Here is a 26,359-nt window from a genome sequence, read left to right on the forward strand (position 1 = left end):
GCTGTCTCATTCATTGCGTAATTCATCCCGGGCCTGACTGAAGTTAGGGGACCGCTGCAACCTTTCGCCGCATGCCGCAATCAGATCATCGTAAAGCGCTTGTAGCCAGCGCGAAATGGCGCGGAAATGGTGACAACTCAGCCGATTTCCAGGATGTGTCAGCTTTTAGGGTGGAGTCTGCCGCGTACGTCGCGAGGGCGGGGGCGAACTCCAGAGAGGCCGGTGTTGCGGCCGGTGTTGACTGCTAAGCAACGGGGAGGGGTAACGGGATGATTCTCCGTCGAACCCATGAGATGGTGAGTGGTGATCTGAGTGCGGCGTTGGCGCGACAGCCCAGCTCCGAAAATACCGTGGTGAGCCTGCACACGCAGGTCGCCGATTACACGCTGGACGGTGAGCGCTTCGCGCTGCTGAGCGCGTGGGGCGGACGGCAGGAAGTCACGCTGGACAACCGGCGCATCGCCGTCGATGACGACACCTGGTTGCCGATCCCTGCGGGACCGGCCACGGTCCGGATTCGTGGCGCCGAGCCGGTGAACGTGTTGACCGTACTGTTCCGTAAAGGCATGCCCGAAGAAGTGCTCGGCTCGATGCTGACTGCCGAAGACCGGCTGCTGGATGAGGGTGAGGTGCAGGCGTCGGCGACGCTGCCTTTCATTCCCCACCTGCAGACGCACGATCGCGGTGTGACGCCGGTGCTGCTGTTCATTCGTCGTCATTGCGAGATGGGCTTGAACGATCCGCTGTGGTTCGAAGAACAGTTCGCGTTCCTGCTCGAGCGCATGCTGTCCCGGCATCGGGACGTGTTGCAGCGGGCCCGGGGTGTGCCGGTGCGTCGCGCGGCCACGCGTCGCGAGATTCTGCGCCGGGTATCGCTGGCGACCGATTTCATTCATTCCAACTTCGACAAGCCGTTGATGCTGGGTGACATGGCTCGCGCCGCGTTCCTGTCGCGCCATCACTTCCTGCGGCTGTTCAAGCACATCCACGACGTGACGCCGCACGAGTACTTGCAGCGTAAGCGCACGACGGTGGCTGGACGGCTGCTGCGTGGAAGCGAGCTGGCGGTGGAAGACATCGTGAAGGTGGTCGGCTTCGACTCCCGCTCGACGTTGTTCCGCGCGCTGCGACGTTTCCATGGCGTGACGCCGCGTGAATGCCGTCGCGCTGCCGACTCGCTGACCTTCATGGGTGGCATGGGAGCAGCGGCTGCGTGATTTTGAGTCCTTGAAGCTCCAGCAGGGGGACCTGCTGGAGCTTTTTTTTTTGGGGCCCGGGTCAGTCGATCACGCGAACGATGATCTTGCCGCGCGCCCGGCCGGTCTCGCTCAGCGCCAACGCTTCGACCGCTCGATCCAGCGGAAACACAGCCTCCACGTGCATCTTCAGTGCGCCACTGTCGAACAGCTGGCCGAGCTTTGTCAGTTCCTCGCCAGGCTGTTCACGCGTAGCCGTGCTCGGCGTGGGGCAGTGGAGTTTGCGTTCGCTGCATGCTTGCGCTGGCGGCATGCCGACGATCGTCAGCAACGTGCCGCCCTCGCGTAGTACTGCGGGCGATCGCTGCAATGTTTCGCCACCGACAGTATCGAGCACCACGTCCATATTCTTTGCCGCGTCTTCGAAACGAGTGGTGCGGTAATCGATGACTTCATCGGCACCGATCGATTTCAGATAGTCGTGATTGCGCCCCGATGCGGTGGCAATCACATGCGCGCCACGCCAGTGAGCGAGCTGCACGGCCGTGCTGCCGACGCCACCCGCGCCGCCATGAATCAGAACGCGCTGACCTTTCTGGATGTCGCCGTTGGTAATGAGCGTGCGCCAGGCGGCGAGTGAAGCGGTCGGGATGCCGGCGGCTTCCTCGAATGTGAGTTTGTCCGGCTTGCGTGCGACGTTTCTGGCTGGGGCGATTACATATTCCGCGAGCGTGCCGCCGCTCGTTACCGCGACGACGCTGTCGCCGACTTTCCAGCCGGTGACGCCAGGGCCGATTGCGTCGATGGTTCCCGCCACATCGCGGCCCGGGATGTATGGAAGCGTCACGCCGTAGTTTCGTTGCATCTTGCCGGTGCGGATCTTCCAATCAATTGGATTGATGCCCGCGGCGTGAGTGCGGATGCGAACCTCGCCGGTCGCCGGCGTGGGGACAGCCACCTCGCCGAGCTTCATGACCTCGGCGCCTCCGTAGCCTGTCATGAGCAGCGCGCGCATTTGCGAGGGCGCGGCTGTGGCCAGCGAAGAAAACAGGCTCGCAAACAAGGTCAGCACGACGGTCCATTGCATGGTGGCGTTTGTTTCCTGTGAGACGGAACGTTACAAGCCTACTCCATCGCCGCATACGCCTGCGTCCAGAAATCAGTAAAGACTCTGGGTGGCTCGGGCGAGTCCATCATTCGCTGAGTCAGCAGGATTCCAATCAGCCCCTCGGCGGGATCCACATAGGCGGACGTCCCGGTGCCGCCATCCCAACCGAAGCGGCCCGGCTTCCGATAGATCTCCTCGCGATGAATGCAGACGCCCAATCCCAGACCCCAGCTCGAGGCTGTGCCGAAGAAGAGCTCAGCGCCTTCGCGCTGCTGCGGCGTGAGTTGATCTGAGGTCATCAGCTCGACGCTGGCGCGCGACAGGATTTGCTCGCGGCCGAGGCGGCCTTGGTTGAGCATCATTCGAGTGAAAGCAAAGTAATCATCGACAGTCGAGACCAGGCCACCCGCGCCGGATTCGAAGGGCGGCGACGGCGCCCATGAGCTTTCCGGGCCCGACGGATCGTAGACGTCCAGTTTGTTGGCCGCGTGATTGAACGCGTAACAGGTCGGCATGCGATGGAATTCGCTGGCGGGCACGTTGAACGCCGTGTCTTTCATGCCGAGCGGTTCGAAGATGCGTTCGCGCAGGAATGTGCCGAAGGATTTTCCAGAGACGCGTTCGACCAGAATGCCGAGCACGTCGCCGCTGGTGTTGTACAGCCATCTCTCGCCGGGGTGCGCCATGAGCGGCAGCGAGCCGAGGCGCTGGATCCATTCATTCGTGGTCGGCGCTTTCGCGGGGCGCGGCGGCCCGTCGCCGCCGAGTCGATACTCACGGATGTATCTCTGAATGGGATAGGTGTCCGGCATGGCCATCACGCTGCCGAAGCCCATTCGATAGGACAGCACGTCGCGAACGGTGATGGAGCGGCGTGCGGGTACGGTGTCGTCCACTTCGGATGCGATGGACTTCAGTACGCGCCGGTTCGCCAGTTCCGGCAGCCAGGGTTCGATCGAATCGTCCAGGCGCAGCTTGCACTCTTCGATCAGGATCATGGTGGCGACCGCGGCCACGGGCTTCGTAATCGACGCGATCCGGAAAATCGCATCCCGCGACAGGCGCTCGTTGCGGTCGGCGTGGAGGTTGCCGAGCACGTCCACATGAACGTCGTCATGGCGGCTGACCAAGGCCACGATGCCTGGAATGTGGCCGCGCTCGACGTGCCCGGTCAGCACCTGATGCATGCGGTCGAGCCGCGATTTGACAAGGCCTTTGTGGGTCATGAATCCATCTCCCCAGGGTGGGCTTTCGAGTCAAGGACGCACCAGGCCGCGCGGTTCCGACAAGCTTGTTTTGGCGGTCCCGGGCCGCATCTATACCGCTCCCCAAAACCCATGCAACATAGCGCTATTCCGCTGCCCCGAGGTGCGTATGTACTCGTTCCGCAAGAAAGCCGTCCTGCCAGACGCAGCCGACATCCTCCCTGGCCGCGCCACCGCCTTACGTGTGCCCGAAAAGCACTTCGTGAACGGCAACCGCATCGTGCCGCCGTTCCCGGCCGGGTTGAAACTGGCGCTGTTCGGCCTCGGCTGCTTCTGGGGCGCCGAGCGCAAGTTCTGGCAGATCCCCGGCGTCTACAGCACGTCCGTCGGCTACGCCGCCGGCGTCACGCCGAACCCGACCTATGAAGAAGTGTGCTCCGGCTACACCGCGCACAATGAAGTCGTCCGCGTCGTCTACGACCCGAGCAAGGTCAGCTATGAAACATTGCTGAAGACCTTCTGGGAGTCACACGACCCGACGCAGGGAATGAGACAGGGCAATGACGTCGGCACGCAGTATCGGTCCGGCATCTATGTCTACGACGCTGAGCAGAAGGCGGCGGCGCAGCAGACTCTGGCGGCCTATCAGGAGCGGTTGAGCAAGGCCGGGCACGGCACGATTACGACGGAGATTCTGGACGCGCCGGAGTTTTATTATGCGGAGGATTATCACCAGCAGTACCTGGCGAAGAATCCGAACGGGTATTGCGGCATTGGAGGATGCGGGGTTTCGTTTGAGCTTCCGGAAGAAGCATAGGAGATCTGCATGGCAATGCAGTGAGACTGCGGAGGGACTGGGTGATCGCGACCGAATCCGTCAGCGGTTAGTCGCGGTCATCTTGAGTGCTCCGGGCGCGGCGCTTTTCACACGGCTGACTTGTGAGAAGGCCTGCGCGGTGTCCAACGTTCGAGCTTGATCATGAGGATGGCAAGCAGGCCAATGGCTGCTTCGACAGCCACGACCATGGACAGCTTGGTGACGAAGGAAATGTTGGCGGGATGAAAGACGGTGGTAACGAACACGAGGGCGCTGCCCACACCGAAGAAGCGTTTGCCGATAGTGCGCTCGCTATTGCCGTCGAGAATGCGCAGAACAATTCTTGTCCAGTGATCGCCGCCAGATGGATCCGTGGATTTTCTGGTCACGTGCGGAGGTCCTCGGGAGACAGTCCAAGACTGTTCCACGTCTCGACGGCAGCATCGTTCTGGCGCTGGCGTAGCTCGTTGATTTGTTCTTGCAGCTGCGCCTGATGTTCGAACAACAGATGTAAGTGCTGCTGCTGTTCCCGGGTCGGGATGATCACTGGAAGTTGCCCGAGATCCGCGAGGGAGATATTTGGAATGGTGGTGCCAGTCACCGCCGACTGCAGCAGCGATTGAAACAGAGGCGAGCGCAAATACATCAGTAAGGCGATCGGTCTTTCGATGGGAGATGTCTGGCGCAGGCGCAGGATGACGAATGCCTGCGACGGAACGGTGGTCGTCTCCGGCGTGGCTACAGCGCTCGGCCCGATCACTCCCTTGACAGCCAGCAGCAAATCTCCTCGATTCAGGATCTGCCGGGCGTTACGACGTAAGCTCTTCGCGTCGACGTAGCGCATGCGCGCGCCGCGTGTGACAAAGCCGTGAATGGGAAGTTCGGCGGGGTTCATTTCACCGACCTCGATACCGTCGTCGTCACTCGGCGAGGGCAGCGCCTGCGGCTTGATTATCTCGACTAGCTCACCCAGCGGCATGCGAGGCCGACTCCCCGCGGCTTTATCCAGTGCTTCTTGCGCCTGCGTACTGACATATTTGCGCACTGTCAGGTCGTAATCTCGACTGGCGATTTCGGCGCTCGAAACCTTACGGCTCAGTGGTGAGGTTGGCTGCTGGATATTTGCAAGCAGCTGCGATTGATTTACGAAGCGACGCGGCGTCGTGCGCTGCTTGCCCGGGTCCTTGCCAACGTATGGATCGCCGGTGCAGAAAACGGTGTGGTTGTCGCTTTGTTTCTTATCCAATAAGAGTAATGCAAACGGAACATAGTTTGGTTCCAGTAGTCCCGCTGGGAACGAGATGACGGCTTTCAGCCTGCTGCTCTCAACCAGCGCCCGGCGCAGTTCCGCCTCTGGCCCACGAGAAAATAGCAGGCGCGCGGAAACGAGCACGATCGCGACACCGGTCGTGTGTCGCAGAACGTGTTCCACATAGAGAGCTTCATCAGTCGCTGCTCCCAGGGCGCTGCGCGCTGCGTAGCGCGCTTCATGATCGGCCTCGATGCGGCCGAGTCGGGTAGGGATGGCAATCGTAGGAGTCGTTCGGTCTAACGGCGATTCGTAAGGCTGCTCGAAAGGGTGTCGCTCTTGCACCTGCGCCTGTACGTCTCTCAAGAGGGCGCAGATCAATGTCAGCGTCGCTTGATTCGGAGACACCAACTTGGGCGCCACTCCCCGCCGAGTCGCGGCAACGGCGACGGCTTCCGACGACGCGCCGAGGAATGTCACGACGTCTGTTTTTTGTACAGACCGAGCTATTCGTAGAATCAGATCCGAGAGCTCGGGACTTAGCACCTGCGTTTGACGATGGAGCGGAATCCAGACGCGTGCAAGCTCATCGGCGAACCAAGCGGCGCCAAGATGATCTAGAGTGTCGACCACGCGATGGCTCAGTTCTCTGAGGTCCTGGTCTCGTAACTCATTGAGAACGGCAACTCGCGTACTAAAGAGCTTGCTGACGTTATCACCCGTCGCAACCGCTAACGCTCGAAAGCACTCCTGAGCATGCCTGACACCTCTTAGTGGGGCGCTCCGATCGACAGACTCCCCTCCGGGCTGATGTAGGCGCGACAGGTGGCGCCACACCGCGATCTGCCCAATGAGCTGGAGCCCTTCTTGCGGGGACAGGCGCGATTTCACCGACTCAAGGAGATGGTTGATCCTTGAAGACGGGATGGCGGCAGGTTGAGAAGTTTGGCGTCTCATGTAGGAGCGAAAGATGCTCCTATGGGCTTTTCTTGTCAATCACGGCGTGACTAGTGATGAGGCACGCCGTGATTGAGCTGTCGGGCACTAAGGGGCGCAGTGTTCAGGGATCGGCAATTTGGCGGGGCGACTTGGGCTGCCCCATCTGTTTGGCGCCTTCTTGACCAAGGCATATGTCGCGCATATGCTAAGTCGCGTCCTAAGGTTCGAGGTCGAGGATGAAGCGTCCCCCTTCTCACAAACGCACCAAAGTGGCAGCGCGAGTCGCCGTGCCGAAGTCGGCCGCGGGAATTGCCACGAAGCGCGCGTCGATATTCCGTAACGGGAGCAATCAAGCTGTCCGGTTACCACAGGAGTTGAAATTCCCGGAGAACGTAAAGGAAGTGCGTATTCGAAAGCAGGGCGATGCGCTGGTGCTTTCGCCAGTGAGGCCAGACTGGTCGTCCTTCTTCGCGCTTCAGACTGAGGTACCCGAAGATTTCCTGGCGGACCGTCGCGATCTGTCGCCGCAGTCGCGTGAGCCCCTATGACGGGGTTCATGCTGGATACGGATATTTCCAGCTACATCATCCGGCGTCGTCCAGCGGCGTTGGCTGAAAAATTCCAGAAGCATGCTGACACCTTGTGCGTGTCGGTCATGACGGCGGCGGAGTTACGGTTTGGCGCTGAAAAGGCAGGTCGCCCCCAGCTCATCGAAGTGGTGGAAGGATTTCTGGAGCGCCTTGCTATTCTCGATTGGACAGGCGCTGTCACTACTCACTACGCCCGAATTCGCTCTGCCCTGGAGCAGGCTGGCAAACCGATCGGCAATATGGATCTGCTTATCGCAGCCCATGCGGTTTCACAACGCATGACTCTGGTTACGAACAATCTCAGGCACTTTGCGCATGTGCCGGGTCTCAAGTCCGAGGTGTGGGGCTAGGTTCTGAGTATTGAGGGACGTAGCGCGCCGCATTGGTTACCTTCCAAAGTAGTTGGACGTCGACCAATAGAAAATTACGTCCAGCGGTACCTTGCCAAAAATCCTCAAGGCTATTGTGGCATCGGCGGATGCGGAGTCACGCTCGATATTTGAGCGGCCAATAGGGTTGTGAACCAGTGAGAGCGGAGCCTGGTCACAACGGCTTTCCCTCCCGGATCCGTTTCAGGTAATGCCGGAAGTTCAACGGCATCGTCGCTTGCAAGTGACGCGCACGCAGAGACAAATGCCTCGCCGAAGGCGGCGCGCCACCCGCCGCCAGTGCGTATAACAAAGCGTTATCGGCGCCCGTAACCTGCGTCAGCAGAGTTCGGGTGCCGAAGATCGCCTTCGCGCATTGTAGATGATCGGTATAGCGCTGCCGTTTCCCGTGCAGGTTCATGATCGCGACCCCCTTGGGGGCGAGCAGGCGAGAGACGAAGTCGAAGAACGTCGGGGTCGCGAGTGACGGCGTCACTCCGTTCTGATCGAACGCATCGATGAGAACGGCGTTCGCCGGTCGCTCGCACTGTGAAACATAGCGGGCGCCGTCGTCATGCACGACGCGAAAGCGGTGATCGTTCGGCGGTACCAAGAACGCATCACGCATGGCGATGACCCGCTCATCCACTTCGACGACGGTGATGCGTGCGTTCGGTAGGTATCGATAGCAGAACTTCGCCATCGAACCGCCTCCCAAGCCGATGAGCAATACATGTTCGGGGTCGGGATCGAAAAGCAGGAACGACATCATCTGGCGAGTGTAGGGCGCGACGAGCGCATAAGGATCGTCGATTCGCATGCGACTCTGCAGCGCATCGCCTGAGAATCGCAGCAGCCGCTCCGATGTCGTTTCGATGATGGCTGGAGCGTCGATGACGGCCGGCATATCGGTTGTGGCCGCAGATGCCGTCAAAGGAATCTCTCGATGCGCGTGGGGGCGTCGATATGGCACCCGCAACTTACGCGCAGTCGAGCGCAGCCCCAACTCCTGGCACGTGATGGCCAGATACTCTCGTACCACCGCCCCCGCGGCGCCTCTCGCCTGTTCCAGACTTCAACTCCCTCCCGCGACCGGGAAATTCGAACGACCCATCGGGGCTGCCCCCGGTCTTTCCCGACGACTCTACTGTAGTCGCGGTCATGCTGCGATGTCTTCCTGTCTCGTGGGATGAGCTCTTGAAGTCGGCACAGTCCCGGCTGACGGATGGGTTCTCTAACAGCGGCCTGGACCTCCTGGAGCGGCCAGTTGGGGATCGCCCTGTCGATCACTCGGCCCATTTGTTCCGCGCGGATGTTGCGCGGAAGGGTGCCGCGCTCGACCTGGTGCTGCTGAGAAATCGGCTCCTGGCGATGGAGTTGGTGAAGCCATCCGATTTGCACTCCGTGCCGGCCTGGATTTTTGAACCGCCAACTTCCAAAGTCTCTGCGGATACACTGGCGGCAAGGCTGGATTGGACTGCTGGTGAAGCGACTGAGCTGGTTGAGGTCGGCTGCAATATTGGTCGCCAGAAAACCAATGAGACTCTGTTTTGTAGTGTGGAATGATGGCAGCTCATATTCCCGCAGGTTGAATCCTGCCGCCGAGTGAGTACCTTGGGCGGCAATATGGAATCGAACAACTCAGGCCCCGGCGACCTTCCCGTGTCGCCCAAAGACGGCCAGATCGACTTTTCGAAGTACTCGACCGAACAGCTGCAGGATCTGCGGCACACGATCGATGGACGGTCGCATCCCCAGAATCTGCGCAACCTCCTGACGGAATTGTCGAAACGCGAGGCCGCCGGTCCCGAGTCCGTCACATTCCGCGACCTGCACGAGTTCGCCGTCCGCTTTACGCCTGGCGACGGCATCGTGGGCTGGGTACAGGGCGTGCTGTCCCGCTCGACTCTGTACGGCAGCGGCGTCATCCGGTTCGAAGGCGCGGATCTGGCGCTGGTCGGCTGGCAAAGAAACTGGATGGGCGTTGCGCTGGAAACCGAGCTGCGCGCGAGCATGGCCGATGTCAGTCAGGTGGAGATGGACGAAGTTTCGGTGAGCTTCGATGCGCGATTTCAGAGCGGTCGTCGACGACGCATCCGCTGCTTGCTCGACGATGCAACGGCGAGGCAGGTCATTTTCGACAAGCTGCCCGCGACGAGGGTCTCCGCCCTGAGTGAGTCAGCTGCCGAATGGCGTGAGTTCAACCGTGAGCTGAACAGGATGACGCCGCATGCCTTTGTCACGGGCAGCCTGATCCTGCTGAATCTCGCGGTGTTCGTTGCACTGTTGTTTGCTGGATCGGGGTTCTGGACCGCGAGCCTGGAGCTGCTGACCCAGTGGGGCGCGAACACAACCCAGCTCACCACGGCGGGGCAGAGCTGGCGATTGATATCGGCGCTGTTCCTGCACGGCGGATTCGTTCATCTGTTGCTGAACATGTGGACCCTGTGGGGCATCGGCCGGTTGGCCGAGCGTCTGTATGGCAACGCGTTGTTCGCCGTGATTTATGCGGGCGCGGGCATCGTTGCGAGTCTCAGCAGCATTGCGTGGCATCCATTTGTTCTCAGCGTCGGCGCGTCTGGGGCGATCTTCGGTGTCCTCGGCGCCTGTCTCGCGTTCTTCCTGCGCAGTCGCACGCACATTCCTCGCAGCATCGTCTGGAGGCACGGGATCGCAACGGCGCTCTTCATTGGCTTCAATCTCATCAGCGGGTTCATGAGCCAGGGGATCGATAACGCGGCCCACGTCGGCGGCCTCGTGAGCGGCTTCGTTCTCGGTTTTCTACTGGCTCGTCCCCTGCAAGACGATGAACGTATCGCGCTGAAGCCGTTGCGAGTTGCGACGGCAGTGGGTTTCGTAGCGCTCGCCGTTGGAAGCGGTTTCTGGCAGATGCACGTCATGGCCACGAATCGCCCCGCGTCGACCCAGTACTGGGCGACGCACATGTGGTTTCTCGAGGGTCAAACAAAGGCTCTCCAGAAGCAGGCGGAACTGCAGGTCGCCGCAGCCTCGGGCACGATCAGCTCGAGCGGGTTCGCCGCGCGATTCGAGCCCGAAGTGTTCGTTTTCTGGCGCGACGCTTACGAACGCCTGAAGGCGGAGCCGGAGGCACAAGACCTCGCAGTGAAGGATTTCGCGGCCTACGTGATGGAGTTCGCGCGTCGCCGGCATGAATGGGCGTCGGCAATGCTGAACGCTGCCAAGACCGAGACTCGCGCGAGCATGAGCGACGCGATGTATTACTTGCGCTCCGCGGATCAGGCAGCGGCGAGATTGAACAGGCTCGAGCTTCGAGCGGTCAGCGATCCGTCGCATGCGTTGTCGCAGAGTCGTTTCGTCAGGGCACTTCGTAACCTTCCTGCTCGATTCACGTGGAAGTGCGTGAGCGATGATGTCGGTTCGATCAAGGGCAAGATAACCGATGGGCTTGCGGCACGACACGCGGCGGGCTGCGATGCGCAGCGCGCCTTTGAGACCGAAGATTTCGCATCCCTCGAAGCCATGCTGCATCCGGAAGAAGGCGAGCTGGTGAGCTTCGACGACGGCAGCAGCCGGGTGGAGGGCGCGATGGCCGGACTGGACACGCTCTTAGAGCCAGCCAGCGCACCTGGCCCGACGCTTTCGCTGCTTGCGAAGTGGCGGCGGCAGTTTCCACTCTCGGACGGACCGGACCTGATCGAAGCGGTGTTGTTCCGGAGTTGGGCCTGGCAGGCGCGCGGACACGGCTATGCCAAGGAGGTGTCGCCGCAAGCATGGGCCGAGTACGCACAGCGAATCGAAATGGCCGATGCCGCCTTGAGCGATGCGGCCGACAAATCACGCCGGAGCCCGGCGTACTATCCGCTCGCGATTTCACTGGGCGTCGATCAGTCGAAGAACCGCAAGGATCTGCAGCGGCTCGTCGATAACAGCCTGGAGGATTTTCCGGACTACTACCCGCCGCATCGAGCGATGGTTCGAGCGTTGTTGCCGAAGTGGGGCGGCTCATACGTCAAGATCGACGATTACGTCGAGCATGTTCAAAGCAAAGTGCCCGTCGCGCGGCAGCGAGAGATGTACGCGAGGCTGTATAGCACCTTGGCGGCGCTTTCAGAGGAAGACGTCGATCTGTTCATAGAAACGATCGCGAAGTGGCCGAAAGTGAAAGAGGGTTACCAAGACATGCTGGATCGCTATCCGGACAGCGACTGGCTGCGAAATCTCTATGCGGGGATGGCGTGTCGCGCCCGGGATGCCGAGACATACGACGCACTCTTGTCCGAGCTCGGAGATCGGGTGCTTCCGGAGGCGTGGACAGGCAAGTACTCCATCGAAGTGTGCAACGAGCGTGTGAAGTCCGGTCCCGAGGTCACGCAGGTGGAGTCTGGCGTGTGAGTTGGTGCGCTGGCGATAGCAGAGACTCGCTTCGCCGAAGATGTGCCGAACGTGACCGGGCCCCCGATACAAAATGTTGGAAGGCAGTGTCCGATCAACCTTTGAGCCTGTTTCACCCAGGCGCCGTCGCTTCGTCGCGCCCGGTCATGACCTGCGATGCACACGGGAAACCGCAGGTTGCTGCCGCCGACACTGAGAACTTCGCTGCGTGAGTGCAGGACTTCGCGTCCTGGGGCGAATGGGACGACAAGGGGAACGCTGCGAGTCACGATCGTTCGAGCGGTAGCGCGTTACTGACAGGCCTTGCCGTGATCAGGGTGATAACCCTTGGCCTTTGCCTCCGACTCGGACATGTAACTTCCGGAGGAAGTCTTCCCGTACCACTTGTCGCCTTGGCAGTGATACGTCTTGGTGCTGGAGTTGGCCCAGACCTGTCCAGGACCGCCGCCGCCGGCGACTTTAGTGTGGGCTGTCGAGGAGGAGGGAGTGGTCACGGCGCCCGCGGTTCCCCACCATTCCTTCACACCCAGATGGCCGGTGCAGGCGCCTTTCTTCGTCGCGCCCGAGTAGTACGTGCCGTCCTGGCAGAGACCCGTGCTTCCCGCGGGTGCATTGGACGGCGGCGCGGCGAGTGCGAAGCTGGTTGCAAGAACAGAGCTGCAGATCACGCACAAGAAAAATGAGTTACTCATGTTGAGTCCCTCGTTGGCAGGAGTGCAAAGTTTGCGCGTCTGTATAGACAAGTACAATGAGCCGATCCGGAGTGGGTGCCCCACTACGCAGTGTAAGTGGAATAATACGGGTAGAATAAAAATCAAATGACCAAATTCTTGCGTCGCCACGCCCGGCTGCTGTTCTCCACCGCCGTGGCGGTCGTTCTGTTCTTTCTGCTGCCGGCTCATTGGGAAGCGATCACTCGCATACTGGTGAGCTGGAATGTCGGTGTGCTGATGTTCCTGCTGCTGGCGTTCTGGTTGATGACCGGCTTGAGCGCCAAGCAGATCAGTGACCGATACCAGGAGGAGGATGAGACGGCACCGGGAATCCTGATCATCAGCATCGTCGCGGCCATCCTGGCCATGGCCTCGATCGTGGAGTTTCTTTCGATGCTCGATCAGGTCAGCGAGGCGGAAAAGTCCCTGCACGTCGCACTGGCCGCGCTGTCCGTGTTCGATGCATGGATGCTCATTCCAACGATGTTCACTCTGCATTACGCCGATATGTTCTACAGCGCCGCACCCGACGCCCGGCCGCTGTGTTTTCCCGAGACGCAAAAGCCGGCTTTCTGGGACTTCGTGTACTTCTCGTTCACGATCGCCGCGGCCTGCCAGACGGCGGATGTCTCGACCAGGCCGGGTGCGATCCGCAAGGTGGTCATCGCGCAGAGCGTGCTGTCGTTCTTCTTCAATGTCGCCATCCTGGGCTTCGCCATCAATGTCACAGCCGGGCTGATTGGCAATCACTAGCAACGAAGGAAGACGACGTGGCAACTGAGATCGAACGCAAGTTTCTGGTTCGCGGCGAGGCGTGGCGGCAGCAGGCGCCGCTCGAGATCCGCCAGGGATATTTGAATCGCGACAAGCAGCGCACGGTGCGGGTTCGCATCAGCGGTGCGCGTGCTTATCTCACCGTGAAGGGGATGGCCAAGGGGCTGGCGAGGCCGGAGTTCGAATATGAGATTCCAGTCGCGGACGCCGAGCAGATGTTGTCCCTGTGCGATGGCCCGTTGCTGGAGAAACGGCGTCACGTGACCACGCACGCCGGCAGGAGGTGGGAGGTGGATGAGTTCCTCGGTGAGAACGCCGGGCTGATCGTGGCGGAAGTCGAGCTCGAAGACGAACATCAGGTCTTCCAGCGACCTGACTGGCTGGACACCGAAGTTACGGACGATCCGCGATATTTGAATTCCAATCTCGGCGTGCATCCGTACGCCCGCTGGTGAAGGCCCGACGCCGGCGAGACCTATTACATCCAGGGCTCGATCTCGATGGGCTTCCTGGCCGGTCGTCCGAACCTGTCGCTCTCCGATGAAGCGACCTTCAATTCCATGAAAGCAACGCTGAAGGATTCCGGAGCGCCCAAAGCAGGGAAGTGACATCCCAGCCCCACCGCCGGGACCCTCGGCGGTGGGGCCGCCCGATGGATGAAGGGGCTGTCGAAAAGCGTGTAAAAGTCATGGAAATGGTGTAGTTGTGGCGGTCCGTCGGCTGAATGGAGCAGGTGGGTCATGAAAGCGCGTCCGCAACCGAAGCAGAGCCCGCAGGAACCTCGACTGTTTCTCCGCATCAGGCATCCCACGATGGATCCTCGGGAAATTACGCGCGCGCTGGCGATAGAACCGATCCAGACGATTGCAGCGGGGGCGGTGACGGAGAGCGGGGTGCACCGGCTGCACAGCGAGTCCTACTGGATCGCTCAGTTACCCATTGCATCGATGAGCGAGCTGGTCGAGGGCTATCGCGCCGGCGGGTTGAGCGCTGCTCCAGCGCTGCCGTCGAACAAGGAAGAGCTGTTCGCGTTGGTCGGCGCGACCGAATGGGATGCCCGCATTCTGCTGCGGATCAAGGAGCTGCGGCTGGATGCCAATCAGAAGTTCCTGCAACAGCTGATCATCGAAGGCGGTTCGATCGCGTTGCTGGTGGATCGCGGTGAACAGCGCTTTCCATTCGTGATCAAGCGCGCCCTGCCGAAGCTCGCGCAGCTCGGCATCGAGCTCGAGATCGACTGAGGGATCAGTCCTTCTGCTTGCTGAGTCGTACCGCTTCGTCGAGCGCACGTTCTCGGCGCGCGTCCTGGCCTTGCGCGTAAGGAAGTTGGAACGGCACGTCGATGTCAGGTTGAACGCCCTGGCCCTCGATGCGCGCGCCGTCGTCCATGCGCACGTCTTTGGTGGCCAGATATAACAGGCTGGCATCCGCCTCGTTCGCGAAAATCGTTCCCGCCATCACCGCGCCGGCAGTGCGCGCGCCCACGATCGAGCCGACGCGTCCGCGCTTGAACGCGTAGGCCATCAACTCCTTGCCACTGGTGCTGCGGTTGTCGGTTAGCAGTACCACTGGCTTTGCCCAGCAGGAGCCGAGAGTGTTCTGTGCGCCCGACCGGGATATCGCGGTCCACGCCAGGCAGCGCCGAGTGAATATATTCAAGTTCGACGGCGAGGCGCCGCCCAATCCGTCACGAACGTCCAGGACCAGCGCATCGGCGTCTTTGAGTGCGCCGAAGAGCAGGGCGCCTTCCAGAATGTCCTGATACTGCTGTCCGGCGTATGACCATGCATGGATGTAACCGATGTTTCTTCCATCACGCGCGACGACCTGAGTGCTGGCTGCCATCGCATCGACAAACATCGTGCTGCCATCGAGCATGGCCGGAACCACGGTCAAGGTCCTGCTGGCGCCCGGGGTGCGCTCCACCACGACGATGACGGATTGCCCCGCCTTCCCTTGGAACGAACGGATCGGATGAAAAGGTGCGCCGTCGACGGAAACCAGCCTGTCGCCGAGTTGAATTCCCGCCTTGTGCGCGGGCAGGCCGTCGTGCACGCCTCTCACGAATTGCTGCCCGTTCACGGTCTGAGTGAATATTCCGATGCCGGCGTAACTGGCCTTGCCGTCGGTCAGGGCGCTGGCGGTCGCTTTCGCCAGCCACGGGTTCATGGGCAGGAACAGGCCCAGCAGGTGGTAATACTCCGGCGTGTCTGGTGTATAGAAAGCGGTGTGCGATGTATGCAGCTCGGCGAGCATCTCGTTGATGACGACAGCGCGCTGCTCTCGCGTGGTGGCGCGGCTCGCGCGGTCGCGATATTTGGTCTGCATCGCGTTCCAATCGACGCCGTTGAACGTGTCGGTGTAGAAGTTCTGGTTCACCGTCTGCCAGACCCAGTCGAAGGCGCCGCTGCCGTTGTCGGCTGATGCCATGCCCGGCGACAGCCAGGCGAGGGAGGAGGCGACCAGGGCGACGGCAATTCGGTTCATCGACTGCACCTTCCGCTTCAATGCGAGGGGTCGATGATCGCGCTCCACTGCGCGTGGCTGCAACTCCTGTCCACCCCTCTGGGCTCTTTCCCTTCCGGCCCGCTTGTGTCAGCCTCCGCGCATAACAACGAACCGCAGATCCTCACCGACTCGATGGACGCCGAACCAGTTGCCAACCGCCGGCCTTTGACGTCGCGTTCGACGGGCTGGGCGCGTTTTCTCACCGACCTGCTGATCCGCACCGGAGTCTCGCCCAACGCCATCTCGGTGATCAGCGTGGGATTCGCGGCCGCCGGCGCTGCGTTGCTGATTCTGCGGCCGGGCGCGGCCAGCCTGCTGGTGCTGGCGTTATGCGTGCAACTTCGTTTGTTGTGCAATTTGCTCGACGGCATGGTGGCTATCGAGGGCAAGCGGCAGTCGCCGACCGGTGCGCTGTTCAATGAAGTGCCGGACCGTCTCGCGGACTCGCTGTTCATCGTCGCTTTGGGATATGCGGTAGGCGAGCCGGCGCTCGGCTGGTTTGGCGCGCTGGCGGCGGCGATCACTGCATACATTCGAGTCCTGGGCGGATCGCTGGGGTTGGCGCAGGATTTCCGCGGGCCCATGGCGAAGCCTCACCGAATGGCCGTGCTCACCGTCGCATGCGTGTTGGGCGTGGTGGAAGGATGGATCTGGCACACGCAGTGGGCGTTGCTGCTGGCGGCATGGATTATTGCGGTGGGCTCAGTCATTACCTGTATCACACGATTGGTCGCCATCGCGCGGCAACTGCGGGCGCGGTAGTCGAGCATGCGTCCTTCGAGCTTTCTATTGACCGGCGCGGCGAAACTTCTCGTGGGCGCCTTCCCGCGGTGGATGGGCTGCGCGCCCGAGCCAACGCAGCGGATCTATTTCGCGAATCACACCAGTCACATCGACACCGTCGCTATCTGGGCCGCGTTGCCGATCCGGCTTCGGAACACCACGCATCCCGTGGCCGCGAAAGATTACTGGGGCGGTGGCATTCGCAGCTATATCGCGACGAAGATGCTGCGTGCCGTGTTGATCGATCGCTCTCGTTCGGATCCGAATGCCAACCCGCTGGCACCGCTGATCGAAATGCTGAAGCTCGGTGAATCGTTGATCATCTTCCCAGAAGGGACGCGCGGCTCATCGGCGGTGCCGGGGCAGTTCAAGAGCGGGCTGTATCACCTGGCAACCCAGTTCCCGAATGCGCAGCTGGTGCCGGTCTATCTGGAGAACCTGCATCGGTCCCTGCCGAAGGGCGCCGTGCTGCCGATCCCGATGACGTGCACGGTGCGTTTCGGCGCGCCCATGGCACTGGCGGCTGAAGAAACCAAGGAAGCTTTCCTGGAGCGTGCGCGAGCCGAGGTCATCAAACTCGCTGGCAACGTCAAGGCGTGACACGATGACTCTGCGCGAGAAGATGTTCTGGGTGTTTGGTGGCGTGATCGCGCTGCTGGCGATCGCTTCGGTGGCGGGTGCCATTCTCGGCAAGCGCGCCCGATCCGATAGCGGACGTGCAACCGTCGACAATCTGAAGGCCCGCGTCAACGCATGGTGGGTGATGATCGCGGTGCTCGCGGTCACGTTCGCGCTGGGCGAGACGGCGACGCTGGTCGTATTTGCGTTTGTCTCTTTCTTCGCGCTCCGCGAATTCATCACGCTCACGCCGACGCGGCCCGGCGACTACTTGCCGCTGCTGCTCGCGTTCTTTGTGATTCTGCCAGTTCAGTATCTGCTGATCGGCCACGACCAGTACGGCACGTTCGCCATCTTCATTCCGGTGTATGGGTTTCTGTTGCTCCCGGCAGTGGCGACTTTTGCCGGCGACACGCACGAATTCCTGGAGCGATCGGCGAAGCTGCAGTGGGCCACGATGATCACCATCTACTGCATCAGCTATGCGCCGGCGCTCCTGTTATTGAACATTCCCGGCTACCAGGGCTCGAATGCCCTGTTGCTGCTTTATCTGCTGCTGATCGTGCAGCTCAGCGACGTTCTGCAATACGTGTTCGGCAAGTTGTTCGGCAAAACCAAGCTGGCACCCCTCGTCAGCCCGTCGAAGACGGTGGAAGGACTGGTCGGCGGCGGTCTGACCACGACGCTGATCGGTGGCGCGCTGTACTGGATCACGCCGTTCACGTGGCTGCAGGCGACCGCGATCTCGTTCGTCATCGTGGTCGCAGGTGTGCTGGGCGGGCTGACGCTGTCAGCGATGAAGCGCGGTCTCGGCGCCAAGGATTGGGGCGTGATGATCGAAGGCCACGGCGGCATGCTCGATCGCATGGATTCCGTGAGCTTCGCCGCGCCGATGTTCTTTCACATCGTGCGTTTCTTCTTCACTTGACCCGATACAGCTGGTCGCGATACAGCCACGCCGGCATCAGCACGTTCGCCAGCGCGTTGCGCGCCATCTCCGGATCCTGGGTCGTCGTGGGTTGCAGCGACCTGGCACGTCGATCGTACGTGAAGTATCGAACGGCGCCGTCGGGTACCAGGACCGTGACTCGATTGTCCTGCAGCCAGGCGAAGTTCTGATCGAACTGCATCATCGCGCGGGGTGCCGGCAGGGGCTGCCGATTGCCGAACTCGGCGAGCGTCCGGGTGAGATCGCGGCCTGGAAACGGATGCTCGCTATCGACACCCATCAGCGACAACAGCGTCGGCGCGAGATCGATCTGGCTGACCGTGGATTCGATTCGGCGCGGCTGGATATCGGCGCCGAGAATCACGCCCGGTATGTGAAACTTGTTGACCGGCACCAGCTCGTCGCCATACACGCGCGTGTCGTGGTCCGCCACGACCATGACCAGCGTGTCCTGCCAATATTTGCTGGCGCGCGCCTGTTGCAAGAATCCGCCGAGCGCATGGTCGGCATATTTGACGGCGTTGTGTACGGTCTGTTTGGGCTGCTCGTGCAATTGGATGCGGCCGTCCGGGAATTCGAACGGGGTGTGATTGCTCGACGAGAACACCAGCAGAAAGTAGGGCTGCCGCGACTCGTGCAGCACCTGTAGTCGCTCGTGCGCCTTGTCGAACAGATCCTCATCCGATGCGCCCCAGCTGCCGACGAACTTGGGCGCGACAATATCGTTGCGATCGACGACGTCGTGAAAGCCGTTGCCGAGGAAGAAGCCGCGCATATTGTCGAAGTGCGACTCGCCGCCATAGACGAACTCATTGCGATAACCGGCCCGGCGCAACACCGATGCCAGGGTCGAGAAGTCGCGTTGTGACTTGTTGAGCTTGACGACACTGAGCGCCGGCGTGGGCGGGAATCCGGCCACGACAGCTTCGATGCCTCGCACGGAACGAGTGCCGGTCGCGTAGAGTTGGTCGAACCAGATGCCTCGATCCGCCAGCCCGCTGAGATGAGGCGTGATCGGCAGGCCGCCGAGCTGCTCCACGAAACCCGCGCCCAGGCTTTCTTCCAGCACGATGACCAGATTGAGCGGCCGCTCGCGACGCACGCTGGCGATTTGTTTGTGTAACGTCGGGAACTGGTCGGATGTGAAATCGCCCAGGCCCACGGCCATGCCGCTGCGAACGCGCGCCATGATTTCCTGCGCCGGCATCTCTCCGTAAATTTCGCTTTGAGCTTCGTTCTTCAGTCCCCAGGCCGCGGAGAGCACCGAGTAGGCCGAGTTGGTCACCAGGCTATTGACCATGGCGTCGTCGCAGAAGGCGAAGCTCGCGAGATTGGCAGGCCGGTGTTGAAAGCTGGAACGGATCATCACGAACAGCACGATCACCACGATGGGCCACACCAGCATGACGCTGCGGCCGGTCCAGCGATCGCTGCGGTCCCGGTATTTGTTGAAGTGCCGAAAGGTCAGCCAGCCCGCCGCTGTGAGGCCCACGGCTACCAGCGCCAGCGTGCCGCGATAACCTGTCCACAACATGGCCGAGACTTCCCGCGGATACACCAGGTATTCGATAAACAAACGATTCGGGCGGCTGTCGTATTCATACAGGAACTGCGGGGTCGCGAATTCCAGCAACAGAATCACGATCAGGCTGAAGCTCAGCCAGACACTCGCGACGCGCGCCCACCAGTTCACGCGGTTCATTGCCAGCATCAATGGCAGCAGCACGACGATGGGCGCGGCGAAGAGGCCCAGCGTGATCAGGTCACTGCGCAGTCCTTGCAGCAGCATGTGCCACAGGGAATCTGTCACATCGACCCGTTGCCACTGCCAGGCGATCAGCACCGCTCTGGATAGAGCGAGCGACGCCGCGCCGATCAACAGGAAGCCCAGCACGCACGAGTAAGGTCCGAGGCGACCGATGGGCCACCGCATGGAGCGCAACGTGGCGATCGCGAGCGCGACCCGCGGCTGGACGAGGGTTGTCATTGTTCTTGTTCCGCCCTGACGCGTTGGCCGCGCGTTTTGATGGAATCCCGAAGTGCTGGTCGTCAGCGATCTGTAGTCGCTTCGTCAGGCACGATACTCTGTTGCCGGTAGCGATTGATGCTCCGCGTCACAAAATCAGGGAAACGCTCAAGGCTGGTTGAACGCGTCGCAGAGGTGCATTCTTTGGTAATGAATCGAGACAGATGGCAGCGATTGATGGCGGCGTTGGCGTTGCCAGAATCCAACGAAACATTCGAACAGCTGCTAGATGCCTACTCGCAGAAGCATCGGCATTACCACACCGGTGCGCACATCGAGCATTGCCTGCGGGAACTCGACTCAGCTCCCGGTCTTGCACAGGAGCCGGCGGAGGTCGAGCTGGCGCTGTGGTTTCATGACGTCGTCTACGATCCCTACTCCTCGGACAACGAAGCGACGAGCGCCGACCTGGCCTGTGCGCTGTTAAACAGGCATGGCGTTGGCGCCGAGCGGGTGGAGCGCGTATGCGCTCACATCATGGCCACACGCCACGAGGCGCCGGCCGCACTCGATGATTCCAAGCTGCTCGTGGATGTCGATCTGTCGATCCTCGGCGTCGACGAGGCCGCTTACGCGACGTTCGAAAAGAATGTTCGTGAGGAATATCGCTGGGTCCCGGGCCCGCTGTTCCGGCGCAAGCGTGCCGAGATTTTGGAGTCGTTCCTGGCGCGCCCCAGTCTGTACAGCACGGTGCCTTTTCGCACGAGGTACGAAGCTCCGGCACGGCGGAATCTGAGAGCTGCGATCACAGCCCTGCGCGGCGAATGACCTTGATCAACGGCCGACCTCCGCCGGCCGTTGACCACTTCGCTCACTGCTGAGCGACTTTCCGCAGCGAAATCTCCAGACTCGGCGACGGTGCCAGCCGGATCTGCATGTCGCGGATGACGATCCGGTGCATGGCGGAAATCACATATTCGATGAAGAAGCGCGGAATCAAACGAGCGGCGCCGTGCAGTTGATAGCGCGTCAGCATGTGGACGGAGCAAGTGCCGTCATCGTGGGCTTCGATCTGGATCGTGCCGCCTTTCAGCGGGATGCTGGTTGCGTAGCGGATCGACTGTTCGATGATGTCGAAATCGATGCTCTGGCCGGCGTCGATGTGACGGATCTTTTTGGTGAGATAACCGCCGTCGCTGTACATGCAGCGGGAGACGTCGCCCACCGCTCGATAGGCGCCGCTGGTTCGCTGTGGGACCGGCAGGACTGTGCGCAGGAGCAGCGAGGGTTGAATCGCGATGTGTTCGTAGAAGCAGACTTTTTCCCAGGCGCGCTGCGCGTTGCAGGTAAGGTCGCCGGAAGTGCAGACGAAGTGACGTTGGTTGCTCATGATGGACCTCGAGTGGCAAAAGGTTATTGGCGGAGAGAAGCGGGGCTCGGCGCGATGGCACTGAACAGCGCCATGCAGCCGACGAGCTCGACGTTGCAATCGATGAAGCGGGTGGCCAGCGCGTGATGCAGGTCTTCGAGCCGGTCGTGAGTGTTGTCGATCACCCGCAGTCGATTCAGTAGCGGATGAACCAGTCGCCGGCTGGCGCTCTGCGAGACGCCGTCGTAAACCAGGGTGTAGCCGAAGATCTTCGTGCCCAGGCGGGTGAGTGGGGCGATGTTGTCGAAGACGCGGCTCTTGAGCGTCAGGTCGCCGGCCAGGCAATGGAGGATGCCGGGCAGGGCTACTGAGTCGAACGGGCCGCCGGGAATCCCATCCACCGGGCTCAGCACGTCGCGCAGATAGGTGCTCGGTCGATAGCGCGACAGCCGTCGGGCCGTGTGCTCGAGGCAGTTCGGCTGCAGGTCGATCAGCGCGAGTCTGGGATTGGCGGACGGCAATCCGCAGCGGTCCAGAAAGAAGCCGGTGCCCACGCCGATGTCGGCGTGATTGGACGTAACGTGGTCCCGGTAGTGATCGATGAGGATGTCCGGATCGCAGCCCCAGACGCGCGGGGCGACCAGATTCACGATCAACGGGTCGTACACATGCAAGCCGAGCTTGCTGTAGGCCTTGATCGAATGCCTCGGGGGCGAGTGAGTAGCCAGCATGTCTCGGGTGCGAATGGCGTGGCGAACGTGACCACGACCCGAGAATTGCCGACCCGTCGCGAGTCAGCTTCCGGAAAGATCAGTGCGGATCAAAAAGTTTTCGTAGAGTTGCGATTCAAGGACTTAGCGACTTCCAGAAAGATCATGGAGGAGTCTGGGACTGGCTGCGGCGGAAATCGCCGGGCGATTGGCCGGTGGTTTCCTTGAAGGCGGCATAGAAGGCGGACTGGGAACGGAAGCCGGTGTCCATGCTGATCGAGAGGATGGAGCGGCTGGGCGCCGAAATGAGTAAAGCCTTGGCGGCGTTCACTCGACACTCCCGGACATAACGGGAGAAGCCGATGCCGAGCCGGGTGTTGATGAGCTCCGACAGCTGATGTCCCGACAGACCGACCGCCTCGGCCAGCGAGGCGAGGCTCAGGCTTTCGTTCTGATACAGCTTGCCGTCGGCCATCAGCCGATTGAGTTTCGCCAGGCTGCTGTCCACGTCGACCTCGCGCAGGGTCGACGCGCCGTATTTGACGCGCGCCGCTTCTGTCAAATCGCCGATCAGGTTGGGATTGCCGACCAGCGCCACCAGCATGATGGCCACGCCCAGCGCGACGGCGTTGTTGTAGAAGTAATAGAAGTAGTCGTGATCGATGTACGGAATCGCGAACCCGAGCCCGAGCACGACGATGGCCAGCACGGACATGACGCTGAAGTACAGGAACTCGAAGCGGAACTGTTTACGCCGGTCCCGCAGACCGTAGACCAGATTGCCCAGCCACACCGAATAGCCGGCGCCGAAGGCGAACAGAATGGGCAGCGCAATGTTCTGCGGCAACAGAAACAGCAGCGGGATGGGAAGGAAATGAACCAGCTGTAACGGCCGAAACGTTTCGGTCGGCAGAATGGCCCAGCGTCCGAAGGAATAGAACGCCGGCGGCGCTACGAACAGAGCCAGCTGGTAATAGAAGTGCTGGAGCGGCTCGCGACCGCCCGTGAAGTACACGAGATGACCGATCTCGATGGTCGTCAGTGCGGCCACCAGTGCCGCGCACGAGCCGACGGAATAAATCGATTTGCCCGGAACATCGATGAGCACCGCATACGCCAGCAGCAGGAGCACGGCGCTGATGGCCGCGAACCCGGCGATGGCGATGTTGGCGAGATCGAAAACGGCAGGCTCGCTCACCAAACCTCACATCGATCGGCCGCCTTGCGCACCATCGGCGCATCGGCCTTGCATTGAAACGCCTGCTGAAACTCCGGCAGGTTCGACAGCGGCCCGATCACACGGTACTTGGCGATGGGATGCGGATCTCCCTGCACCATGGAACGGGCGAACTCCGGCCGGATCTCGTCGCCGCGGAACTGACCCCACGCGATGAAGAACTGTTGTTCGGGAGTGAAGCCATCGATTGTCGGCAGCGGCGCCTTGCCGCGCCGGGAAATCTCCAACGCGCGATAAGCGATCCGCGCGCCGGCCAGGTCGCCGATGCTCTCGCCGAGCACCAGCTTGCCGTTGTGATGGATGCCGGGCTCGATGAAATAGCCGTCGAACTGTTTCACCACACACGCCGTGCGCGTTTGGAACGCTTTGAGGTCGGCGTCGCTCCACCAGTTCTTCAGTCGACCTTGCGCATCGTACTGCGCGCCTTGGTCGTCGAAGCCGTGGCTGATCTCGTGGCCGATCACTACACCGATCGCGCCGTAGTTGACCGCGTCGCTCACTGCCAGGTTGAACGCAGGCGGTTGCAGGATGCCGGCGGGGAAGACGATTTCGTTCAACAGCGGATTGTAGTAAGCATCCGAAGTCGGCGTGGTGATGCCCCAGCGGTCGCGATCCAGCGGTTTGCCGATGGTCGACCAGTTGTCGCGCACGTTGAATTGGCGCCCGGCGACCACGTTGTGCCAATAGCTGTCGCGGCTGATGGGCACGGCGCTGTAATCGAGCCACTTGTCCGGGTAGCCGACCTTGGGATTGAACGTCGAGAGTTTTTCGAGCGCGCGCTTCCTGGTGGCGGGGCTCATCCACTGCAGGCCCTCGATGGTTTCGCCCATCGCCAGGCGCAGATTCTTCACCATGTCCTGCACGCGCGCTTTCGCCTGCGGCGGGAAATACTTCTCGACGTAGCTCTTGCCGACGGCTTCACCCAGTTGCGCATCGGCCGATTCTGCGCATTGCTTCCAGCGCGGCTTCATTTCCTTTGCGCCTTGCAGGTAGGCCGAGTTGAACGCGAAATCCTCCTGCACGAACGGCTTGGACAGTGACGGCGCCGCCGAGTGCAGCAGGTGCCAGCTCAGATACGTTTTCCAATCGGCGAGCGAGGTCGCTTTGAGCTGCCGATCGACTTCCTTCATGAACTCCGGTTCGGCCACATTGAGCTCGCCGGTCGGCAGCTTGCTGGTCGCGTAATACTGCTGCCAACCGAAATTCGGCGTGAGCTGTTGCAACTGAGCGAAGGTCATCTTGTGATCGGTGGACGTCGGATCGCGCAGTGCCACGTTGTCCAGCGAATGCTGAGCCAGGGACGTTTCGATCCGCATGACGGTTTGCGCGGCGGCCCTGGCGTCGCCGGTTGTGTAACCGGCCAGCTCGAATATTTTCCGTACGTGGTCGAGATATCTGGCTCGGGCTTCCTTGAAGCGGGCTTCCGTCTTGAAGTAATAGTCGCGATCGGGAAGGCCCAGGCCCGACGCGTCCACCTGCACGATGACCTCGTTCGGATCGCGATCGTCGGATAAACCATAGACGTTGAATGGCACGCTGACATTCATGGCGTGCAAGCGCTGGATTTCACGCTGCAGCCCGTCGTGGTCGCGAACGTTGGCGATTTCCGTCAGCTGTGGCTCGAGTGGCTCGACACCGAGGCGATCGATGCGAGCTTCGTCCATGCAGCTTGCATAGAAATCGCCGGTCAGCTGATCGATGCTGCCTTTCTGAGACCGGGTGGCTGCGGCCGCTTCGAGAATGATCTTGAGCTGATCTTTGTTTGCTTCGCCCGCGGCCCAGCGTCGGCTCCAGCGAGGCATCGACGCGGGAATGGGGTTCTGCGCACGCCAGGTTCCGTTGGCGTACGCGAAGAAGTCATTGCAGGGTTCGACCTTGCGGTCGAGGTCGCCGACCTGAACCCCTTGCTGCCCGCCGTCGGCGGCGCAAGCTGCGCCGGCGACCAACGAAAGGAGCGCAATTGCCGAGAACTTCATGCTGTCCGTCCCTGACGAAACCACAGCTGGAAGCGTACGTCACGCTCCCTTCTCAAACAATTGCGTTCGTTGCTGCGGAATTACGGGCGACCGGTGATCGGCGGCTTCTCTTCCTGCTCGAAGATGGCCTTGTACACAACGCCGGCCAGCGCCGCGCCGATGATTGGCATCACCCAGAACAGCCACAGCTGACTCAGCGCCCAATCGCCCACGAACAGCGCCGGGCCGGTGCTGCGCGCCGGGTTCACCGACGTGTTGGTGACCGGGATGCTGATGAGATGGATGAGTGTCAGCGCCAGGCCAATGGCGATGCCGGCGAACCCGACCGGTGCGCGCCGATGGGTCGCGCCGAGAATCACGATCAGGAACATGAAGGTCATCACGATCTCGCTGACCGCGCTGGCCATCATCGAGTAGCCGCCGGGTGAATGTTCGCCGTAGCCGTTGCTGGCGAAGCCGCCCGCGAGGCTGAAATCCGCTTTGCCGGATGCGATGATGTAGAGCACTCCCGCGCCGACGATCGCGCCCGCCACCTGGGCCACGATGTATGAAACAACCTGCCCGGCCGGGAACCTGCCGCCGGCCCACAGACCGACCGTGACCGCGGGATTGAAATGGCCGCCCGAGACCGGGCCCAGTGAGTAGGCGGCGGTGAGCACGGTCAGGCCGAAGGCGAGCGAAACGCCGGCCAGCCCGATACCCAACTCCGGAAAGGCCGCGGCCAGGACGGCGCTACCGCAACCGCCGAGCACGAGCCAGAAAGTGCCGACGAACTCGGCTGTGAGCTTGGCAAACATGCGAGGTGACTCCAGATTGTTACGATTATTTTCGGGGCCGTCGAAAACCGCCAGCAGGCTCGCGCGTACATCGCGACGCCAGCCGCGGGGCGGGCAACGTTCACGAGGATAGT

General features: G+C 61.4%; 26 protein-coding genes and 1 pseudogene. 14 read left to right on the plus strand and 13 right to left on the minus strand.

Annotated elements, in window-relative coordinates; translation table 11 throughout:
- Positions 1–269: 269 nt before the first annotated feature.
- Entirely contained in the window at positions 270–1,217 is a 948-nt protein-coding gene (locus tag EKO19_RS12890) for a helix-turn-helix domain-containing protein (protein WP_129776804.1), read from the plus strand.
- A 61-nt stretch (positions 1,218–1,278) separates the two neighbouring features.
- Here the strand turns inward: EKO19_RS12890 and EKO19_RS12895 are convergent, their stop codons facing one another.
- Positions 1,279–2,283, minus strand: coding sequence for an NADP-dependent oxidoreductase (locus tag EKO19_RS12895; RefSeq protein WP_129776805.1), 1,005 nt, complete (start codon positions 2,281–2,283; stop codon positions 1,279–1,281).
- A gap of 38 nt (positions 2,284–2,321) precedes the next feature.
- Positions 2,322–3,530, minus strand: a complete 1,209-nt coding sequence (locus tag EKO19_RS12900) for a serine hydrolase domain-containing protein (RefSeq protein ID WP_129776806.1) — start codon at positions 3,528–3,530, stop codon at positions 2,322–2,324.
- 148 nt (positions 3,531–3,678) lie between these two features.
- Between EKO19_RS12900 and msrA the strand changes: the two genes are divergently transcribed.
- Positions 3,679–4,326, plus strand: a complete 648-nt coding sequence (msrA, locus tag EKO19_RS12905) for a peptide-methionine (S)-S-oxide reductase MsrA (RefSeq protein WP_217705304.1) — start codon at positions 3,679–3,681, stop codon at positions 4,324–4,326.
- Between the two features lie 107 nt (positions 4,327–4,433).
- On the opposite strand, the gene EKO19_RS12910 is transcribed toward msrA, so the two are convergent.
- Complete coding sequence (locus tag EKO19_RS12910) at positions 4,434–4,715, minus strand: hypothetical protein (protein WP_129776807.1); 282 nt, start codon at positions 4,713–4,715, stop codon at positions 4,434–4,436.
- Entirely contained in the window at positions 4,712–6,208 is a 1,497-nt protein-coding gene (locus EKO19_RS12915) for an N-6 DNA methylase (protein ID WP_175597040.1), read from the minus strand. Before EKO19_RS12915 ends, EKO19_RS12910 begins: the two co-directional genes overlap by 4 nt.
- Before the next feature lie 542 nt (positions 6,209–6,750).
- Between EKO19_RS12915 and vapB the strand changes: the two genes are divergently transcribed.
- The 3 genes and pseudogenes from vapB to EKO19_RS39825 all read left to right on the plus strand — a co-directional run.
- On the plus strand, positions 6,751–7,062 hold the full coding sequence (vapB, locus tag EKO19_RS12920) for a type II toxin-antitoxin system VapB family antitoxin (protein WP_129776809.1): 312 nt from the start codon (positions 6,751–6,753) through the stop codon (positions 7,060–7,062).
- Positions 7,059–7,454 (plus strand): type II toxin-antitoxin system VapC family toxin, encoded by a 396-nt coding sequence (locus EKO19_RS12925; RefSeq protein WP_129776810.1) that lies wholly within the window; start codon positions 7,059–7,061, stop codon positions 7,452–7,454. Before vapB ends, EKO19_RS12925 begins: the two co-directional genes overlap by 4 nt.
- Positions 7,455–7,523: 69 nt before the next feature.
- Positions 7,524–7,607, plus strand: a pseudogene (locus EKO19_RS39825) (peptide-methionine (S)-S-oxide reductase MsrA); the annotation flags it as partial.
- 40 nt (positions 7,608–7,647) lie between these two features.
- Here EKO19_RS39825 and EKO19_RS12935 read toward each other — a convergent pair.
- Positions 7,648–8,406, minus strand: a complete 759-nt coding sequence (locus tag EKO19_RS12935) for a fused MFS/spermidine synthase (RefSeq protein ID WP_129776811.1) — start codon at positions 8,404–8,406, stop codon at positions 7,648–7,650.
- Between the two features lie 263 nt (positions 8,407–8,669).
- On the opposite strand from EKO19_RS12935, the gene EKO19_RS12940 reads away from it, so the two are divergent.
- Complete coding sequence (locus EKO19_RS12940; RefSeq protein WP_129776812.1) at positions 8,670–9,038, plus strand: hypothetical protein; 369 nt, start codon at positions 8,670–8,672, stop codon at positions 9,036–9,038.
- 96 nt (positions 9,039–9,134) lie between these two features.
- A complete protein-coding gene (locus EKO19_RS12945) occupies positions 9,135–11,846 on the plus strand; it encodes a rhomboid family intramembrane serine protease (protein WP_175597042.1) in 2,712 nt (903 codons plus the stop codon).
- Between the two features lie 290 nt (positions 11,847–12,136).
- Here the strand turns inward: EKO19_RS12945 and EKO19_RS12950 are convergent, their stop codons facing one another.
- Entirely contained in the window at positions 12,137–12,538 is a 402-nt protein-coding gene (locus EKO19_RS12950; protein WP_129776814.1) for a DUF3761 domain-containing protein, read from the minus strand.
- A gap of 126 nt (positions 12,539–12,664) precedes the next feature.
- On the opposite strand from EKO19_RS12950, the gene EKO19_RS12955 reads away from it, so the two are divergent.
- From EKO19_RS12955 to EKO19_RS12965, 3 genes are all read left to right on the plus strand, one after another.
- Positions 12,665–13,312 carry a DUF1345 domain-containing protein gene (locus tag EKO19_RS12955; RefSeq protein WP_129776815.1) on the plus strand — a complete coding sequence of 216 codons (648 nt, stop codon included), beginning with the start codon at positions 12,665–12,667 and terminating at the stop codon, positions 13,310–13,312.
- 17 nt (positions 13,313–13,329) lie between these two features.
- The gene (locus tag EKO19_RS12960) at positions 13,330–13,788 is read left to right on the plus strand and encodes a CYTH domain-containing protein (protein ID WP_129776816.1); all 459 of its coding nucleotides are present in this window, start codon (positions 13,330–13,332) and stop codon (positions 13,786–13,788) included.
- A 357-nt stretch (positions 13,789–14,145) separates the two neighbouring features.
- Positions 14,146–14,574, plus strand: a complete 429-nt coding sequence (locus EKO19_RS12965) for a hypothetical protein (RefSeq protein WP_129776817.1) — start codon at positions 14,146–14,148, stop codon at positions 14,572–14,574.
- A 4-nt stretch (positions 14,575–14,578) separates the two neighbouring features.
- Here EKO19_RS12965 and EKO19_RS12970 read toward each other — a convergent pair whose 3' ends face one another.
- Positions 14,579–15,820, minus strand: a complete 1,242-nt coding sequence (locus EKO19_RS12970; protein WP_217705305.1) for a S41 family peptidase — start codon at positions 15,818–15,820, stop codon at positions 14,579–14,581.
- A gap of 153 nt (positions 15,821–15,973) precedes the next feature.
- Here EKO19_RS12970 and EKO19_RS12975 point away from each other — a divergent pair, with 153 nt between their 5' ends.
- From EKO19_RS12975 to EKO19_RS12985, 3 genes are read left to right on the plus strand one after another with little or no spacing between them, the layout of a single operon-like run.
- A complete protein-coding gene (locus EKO19_RS12975) occupies positions 15,974–16,603 on the plus strand; it encodes a CDP-alcohol phosphatidyltransferase family protein (protein ID WP_129776819.1) in 630 nt (209 codons plus the stop codon).
- Between the two features lie 6 nt (positions 16,604–16,609).
- Positions 16,610–17,224, plus strand: a complete 615-nt coding sequence (locus tag EKO19_RS12980; protein ID WP_129776820.1) for a lysophospholipid acyltransferase family protein — start codon at positions 16,610–16,612, stop codon at positions 17,222–17,224.
- A gap of 4 nt (positions 17,225–17,228) precedes the next feature.
- Complete coding sequence (locus EKO19_RS12985; protein ID WP_129776821.1) at positions 17,229–18,170, plus strand: phosphatidate cytidylyltransferase; 942 nt, start codon at positions 17,229–17,231, stop codon at positions 18,168–18,170.
- Here EKO19_RS12985 and EKO19_RS12990 read toward each other — a convergent pair.
- Complete coding sequence (locus EKO19_RS12990) at positions 18,163–20,178, minus strand: LTA synthase family protein (RefSeq protein WP_217705306.1); 2,016 nt, start codon at positions 20,176–20,178, stop codon at positions 18,163–18,165. The genes EKO19_RS12985 and EKO19_RS12990 overlap by 8 nt on opposite strands.
- Before the next feature lie 189 nt (positions 20,179–20,367).
- Between EKO19_RS12990 and EKO19_RS12995 the strand changes: the two genes are divergently transcribed.
- Positions 20,368–20,985, plus strand: a complete 618-nt coding sequence (locus tag EKO19_RS12995) for an HD domain-containing protein (protein ID WP_129776822.1) — start codon at positions 20,368–20,370, stop codon at positions 20,983–20,985.
- A gap of 43 nt (positions 20,986–21,028) precedes the next feature.
- On the opposite strand, the gene EKO19_RS13000 is transcribed toward EKO19_RS12995, so the two are convergent.
- The 5 genes from EKO19_RS13000 to aqpZ form a co-directional block, all read right to left on the minus strand.
- Entirely contained in the window at positions 21,029–21,547 is a 519-nt protein-coding gene (locus tag EKO19_RS13000) for a hypothetical protein (protein WP_129776823.1), read from the minus strand.
- A gap of 23 nt (positions 21,548–21,570) precedes the next feature.
- Positions 21,571–22,257: a class I SAM-dependent methyltransferase gene (locus tag EKO19_RS13005; protein WP_129776824.1), complete on the minus strand. Its 687-nt coding sequence runs from the start codon at positions 22,255–22,257 to the stop codon at positions 21,571–21,573.
- A 142-nt stretch (positions 22,258–22,399) separates the two neighbouring features.
- Positions 22,400–23,434 carry an AraC family transcriptional regulator gene (locus tag EKO19_RS13010; RefSeq protein WP_129776825.1) on the minus strand — a complete coding sequence of 345 codons (1,035 nt, stop codon included), beginning with the start codon at positions 23,432–23,434 and terminating at the stop codon, positions 22,400–22,402.
- A complete protein-coding gene (locus tag EKO19_RS13015) occupies positions 23,431–25,449 on the minus strand; it encodes a M13 family metallopeptidase (protein WP_129776826.1) in 2,019 nt (672 codons plus the stop codon). The genes EKO19_RS13010 and EKO19_RS13015 overlap by 4 nt, the downstream gene beginning before the upstream one ends.
- Before the next feature lie 80 nt (positions 25,450–25,529).
- Positions 25,530–26,246 (minus strand): aquaporin Z, encoded by a 717-nt coding sequence (gene aqpZ, locus EKO19_RS13020; protein ID WP_129776827.1) that lies wholly within the window; start codon positions 26,244–26,246, stop codon positions 25,530–25,532.
- Positions 26,247–26,359: the final 113 nt, after the last annotated feature.

Origin of the sequence: Peristeroidobacter soli (assembly GCF_004138485.1) — a bacterium.
Taxonomy (GTDB): Bacteria; Pseudomonadota; Gammaproteobacteria; order Steroidobacterales; family Steroidobacteraceae; genus Steroidobacter; species Steroidobacter soli.

What these genes read in the sequence shown, in the direction of transcription:
- EKO19_RS12970 (WP_217705305.1), bottom strand. Translation starts at nt 15,820, where the DNA reads ATGAACCGAATTGCCGTCGCCCTGGTCGCCTCCTCCCTCGCCTGGCTG.
- EKO19_RS12995 (WP_129776822.1), top strand. Translation starts at nt 20,368, where the DNA reads ATGAATCGAGACAGATGGCAGCGATTGATGGCGGCGTTGGCGTTGCCA.
- EKO19_RS12980 (WP_129776820.1), top strand. Translation starts at nt 16,610, where the DNA reads ATGCGTCCTTCGAGCTTTCTATTGACCGGCGCGGCGAAACTTCTCGTG.
- EKO19_RS12900 (WP_129776806.1), bottom strand. Translation starts at nt 3,530, where the DNA reads ATGACCCACAAAGGCCTTGTCAAATCGCGGCTCGACCGCATGCATCAG.
- EKO19_RS13000 (WP_129776823.1), bottom strand. Translation starts at nt 21,547, where the DNA reads ATGAGCAACCAACGTCACTTCGTCTGCACTTCCGGCGACCTTACCTGC.
- EKO19_RS12955 (WP_129776815.1), top strand. Translation starts at nt 12,665, where the DNA reads ATGACCAAATTCTTGCGTCGCCACGCCCGGCTGCTGTTCTCCACCGCC.
- EKO19_RS12890 (WP_129776804.1), top strand. Translation starts at nt 270, where the DNA reads ATGATTCTCCGTCGAACCCATGAGATGGTGAGTGGTGATCTGAGTGCG.
- EKO19_RS12975 (WP_129776819.1), top strand. Translation starts at nt 15,974, where the DNA reads ATGGACGCCGAACCAGTTGCCAACCGCCGGCCTTTGACGTCGCGTTCG.
- EKO19_RS13015 (WP_129776826.1), bottom strand. Translation starts at nt 25,449, where the DNA reads ATGAAGTTCTCGGCAATTGCGCTCCTTTCGTTGGTCGCCGGCGCAGCT.
- EKO19_RS13005 (WP_129776824.1), bottom strand. Translation starts at nt 22,257, where the DNA reads ATGCTGGCTACTCACTCGCCCCCGAGGCATTCGATCAAGGCCTACAGC.
- EKO19_RS12895 (WP_129776805.1), bottom strand. Translation starts at nt 2,283, where the DNA reads ATGCAATGGACCGTCGTGCTGACCTTGTTTGCGAGCCTGTTTTCTTCG.
- EKO19_RS12925 (WP_129776810.1), top strand. Translation starts at nt 7,059, where the DNA reads ATGACGGGGTTCATGCTGGATACGGATATTTCCAGCTACATCATCCGG.
- aqpZ (WP_129776827.1), bottom strand. Translation starts at nt 26,246, where the DNA reads ATGTTTGCCAAGCTCACAGCCGAGTTCGTCGGCACTTTCTGGCTCGTG.
- EKO19_RS12990 (WP_217705306.1), bottom strand. Translation starts at nt 20,178, where the DNA reads ATGACAACCCTCGTCCAGCCGCGGGTCGCGCTCGCGATCGCCACGTTG.
- EKO19_RS12950 (WP_129776814.1), bottom strand. Translation starts at nt 12,538, where the DNA reads ATGAGTAACTCATTTTTCTTGTGCGTGATCTGCAGCTCTGTTCTTGCA.
- EKO19_RS12965 (WP_129776817.1), top strand. Translation starts at nt 14,146, where the DNA reads ATGGATCCTCGGGAAATTACGCGCGCGCTGGCGATAGAACCGATCCAG.
- EKO19_RS12985 (WP_129776821.1), top strand. Translation starts at nt 17,229, where the DNA reads ATGACTCTGCGCGAGAAGATGTTCTGGGTGTTTGGTGGCGTGATCGCG.
- vapB (WP_129776809.1), top strand. Translation starts at nt 6,751, where the DNA reads ATGAAGCGTCCCCCTTCTCACAAACGCACCAAAGTGGCAGCGCGAGTC.
- msrA (WP_217705304.1), top strand. Translation starts at nt 3,679, where the DNA reads ATGTACTCGTTCCGCAAGAAAGCCGTCCTGCCAGACGCAGCCGACATC.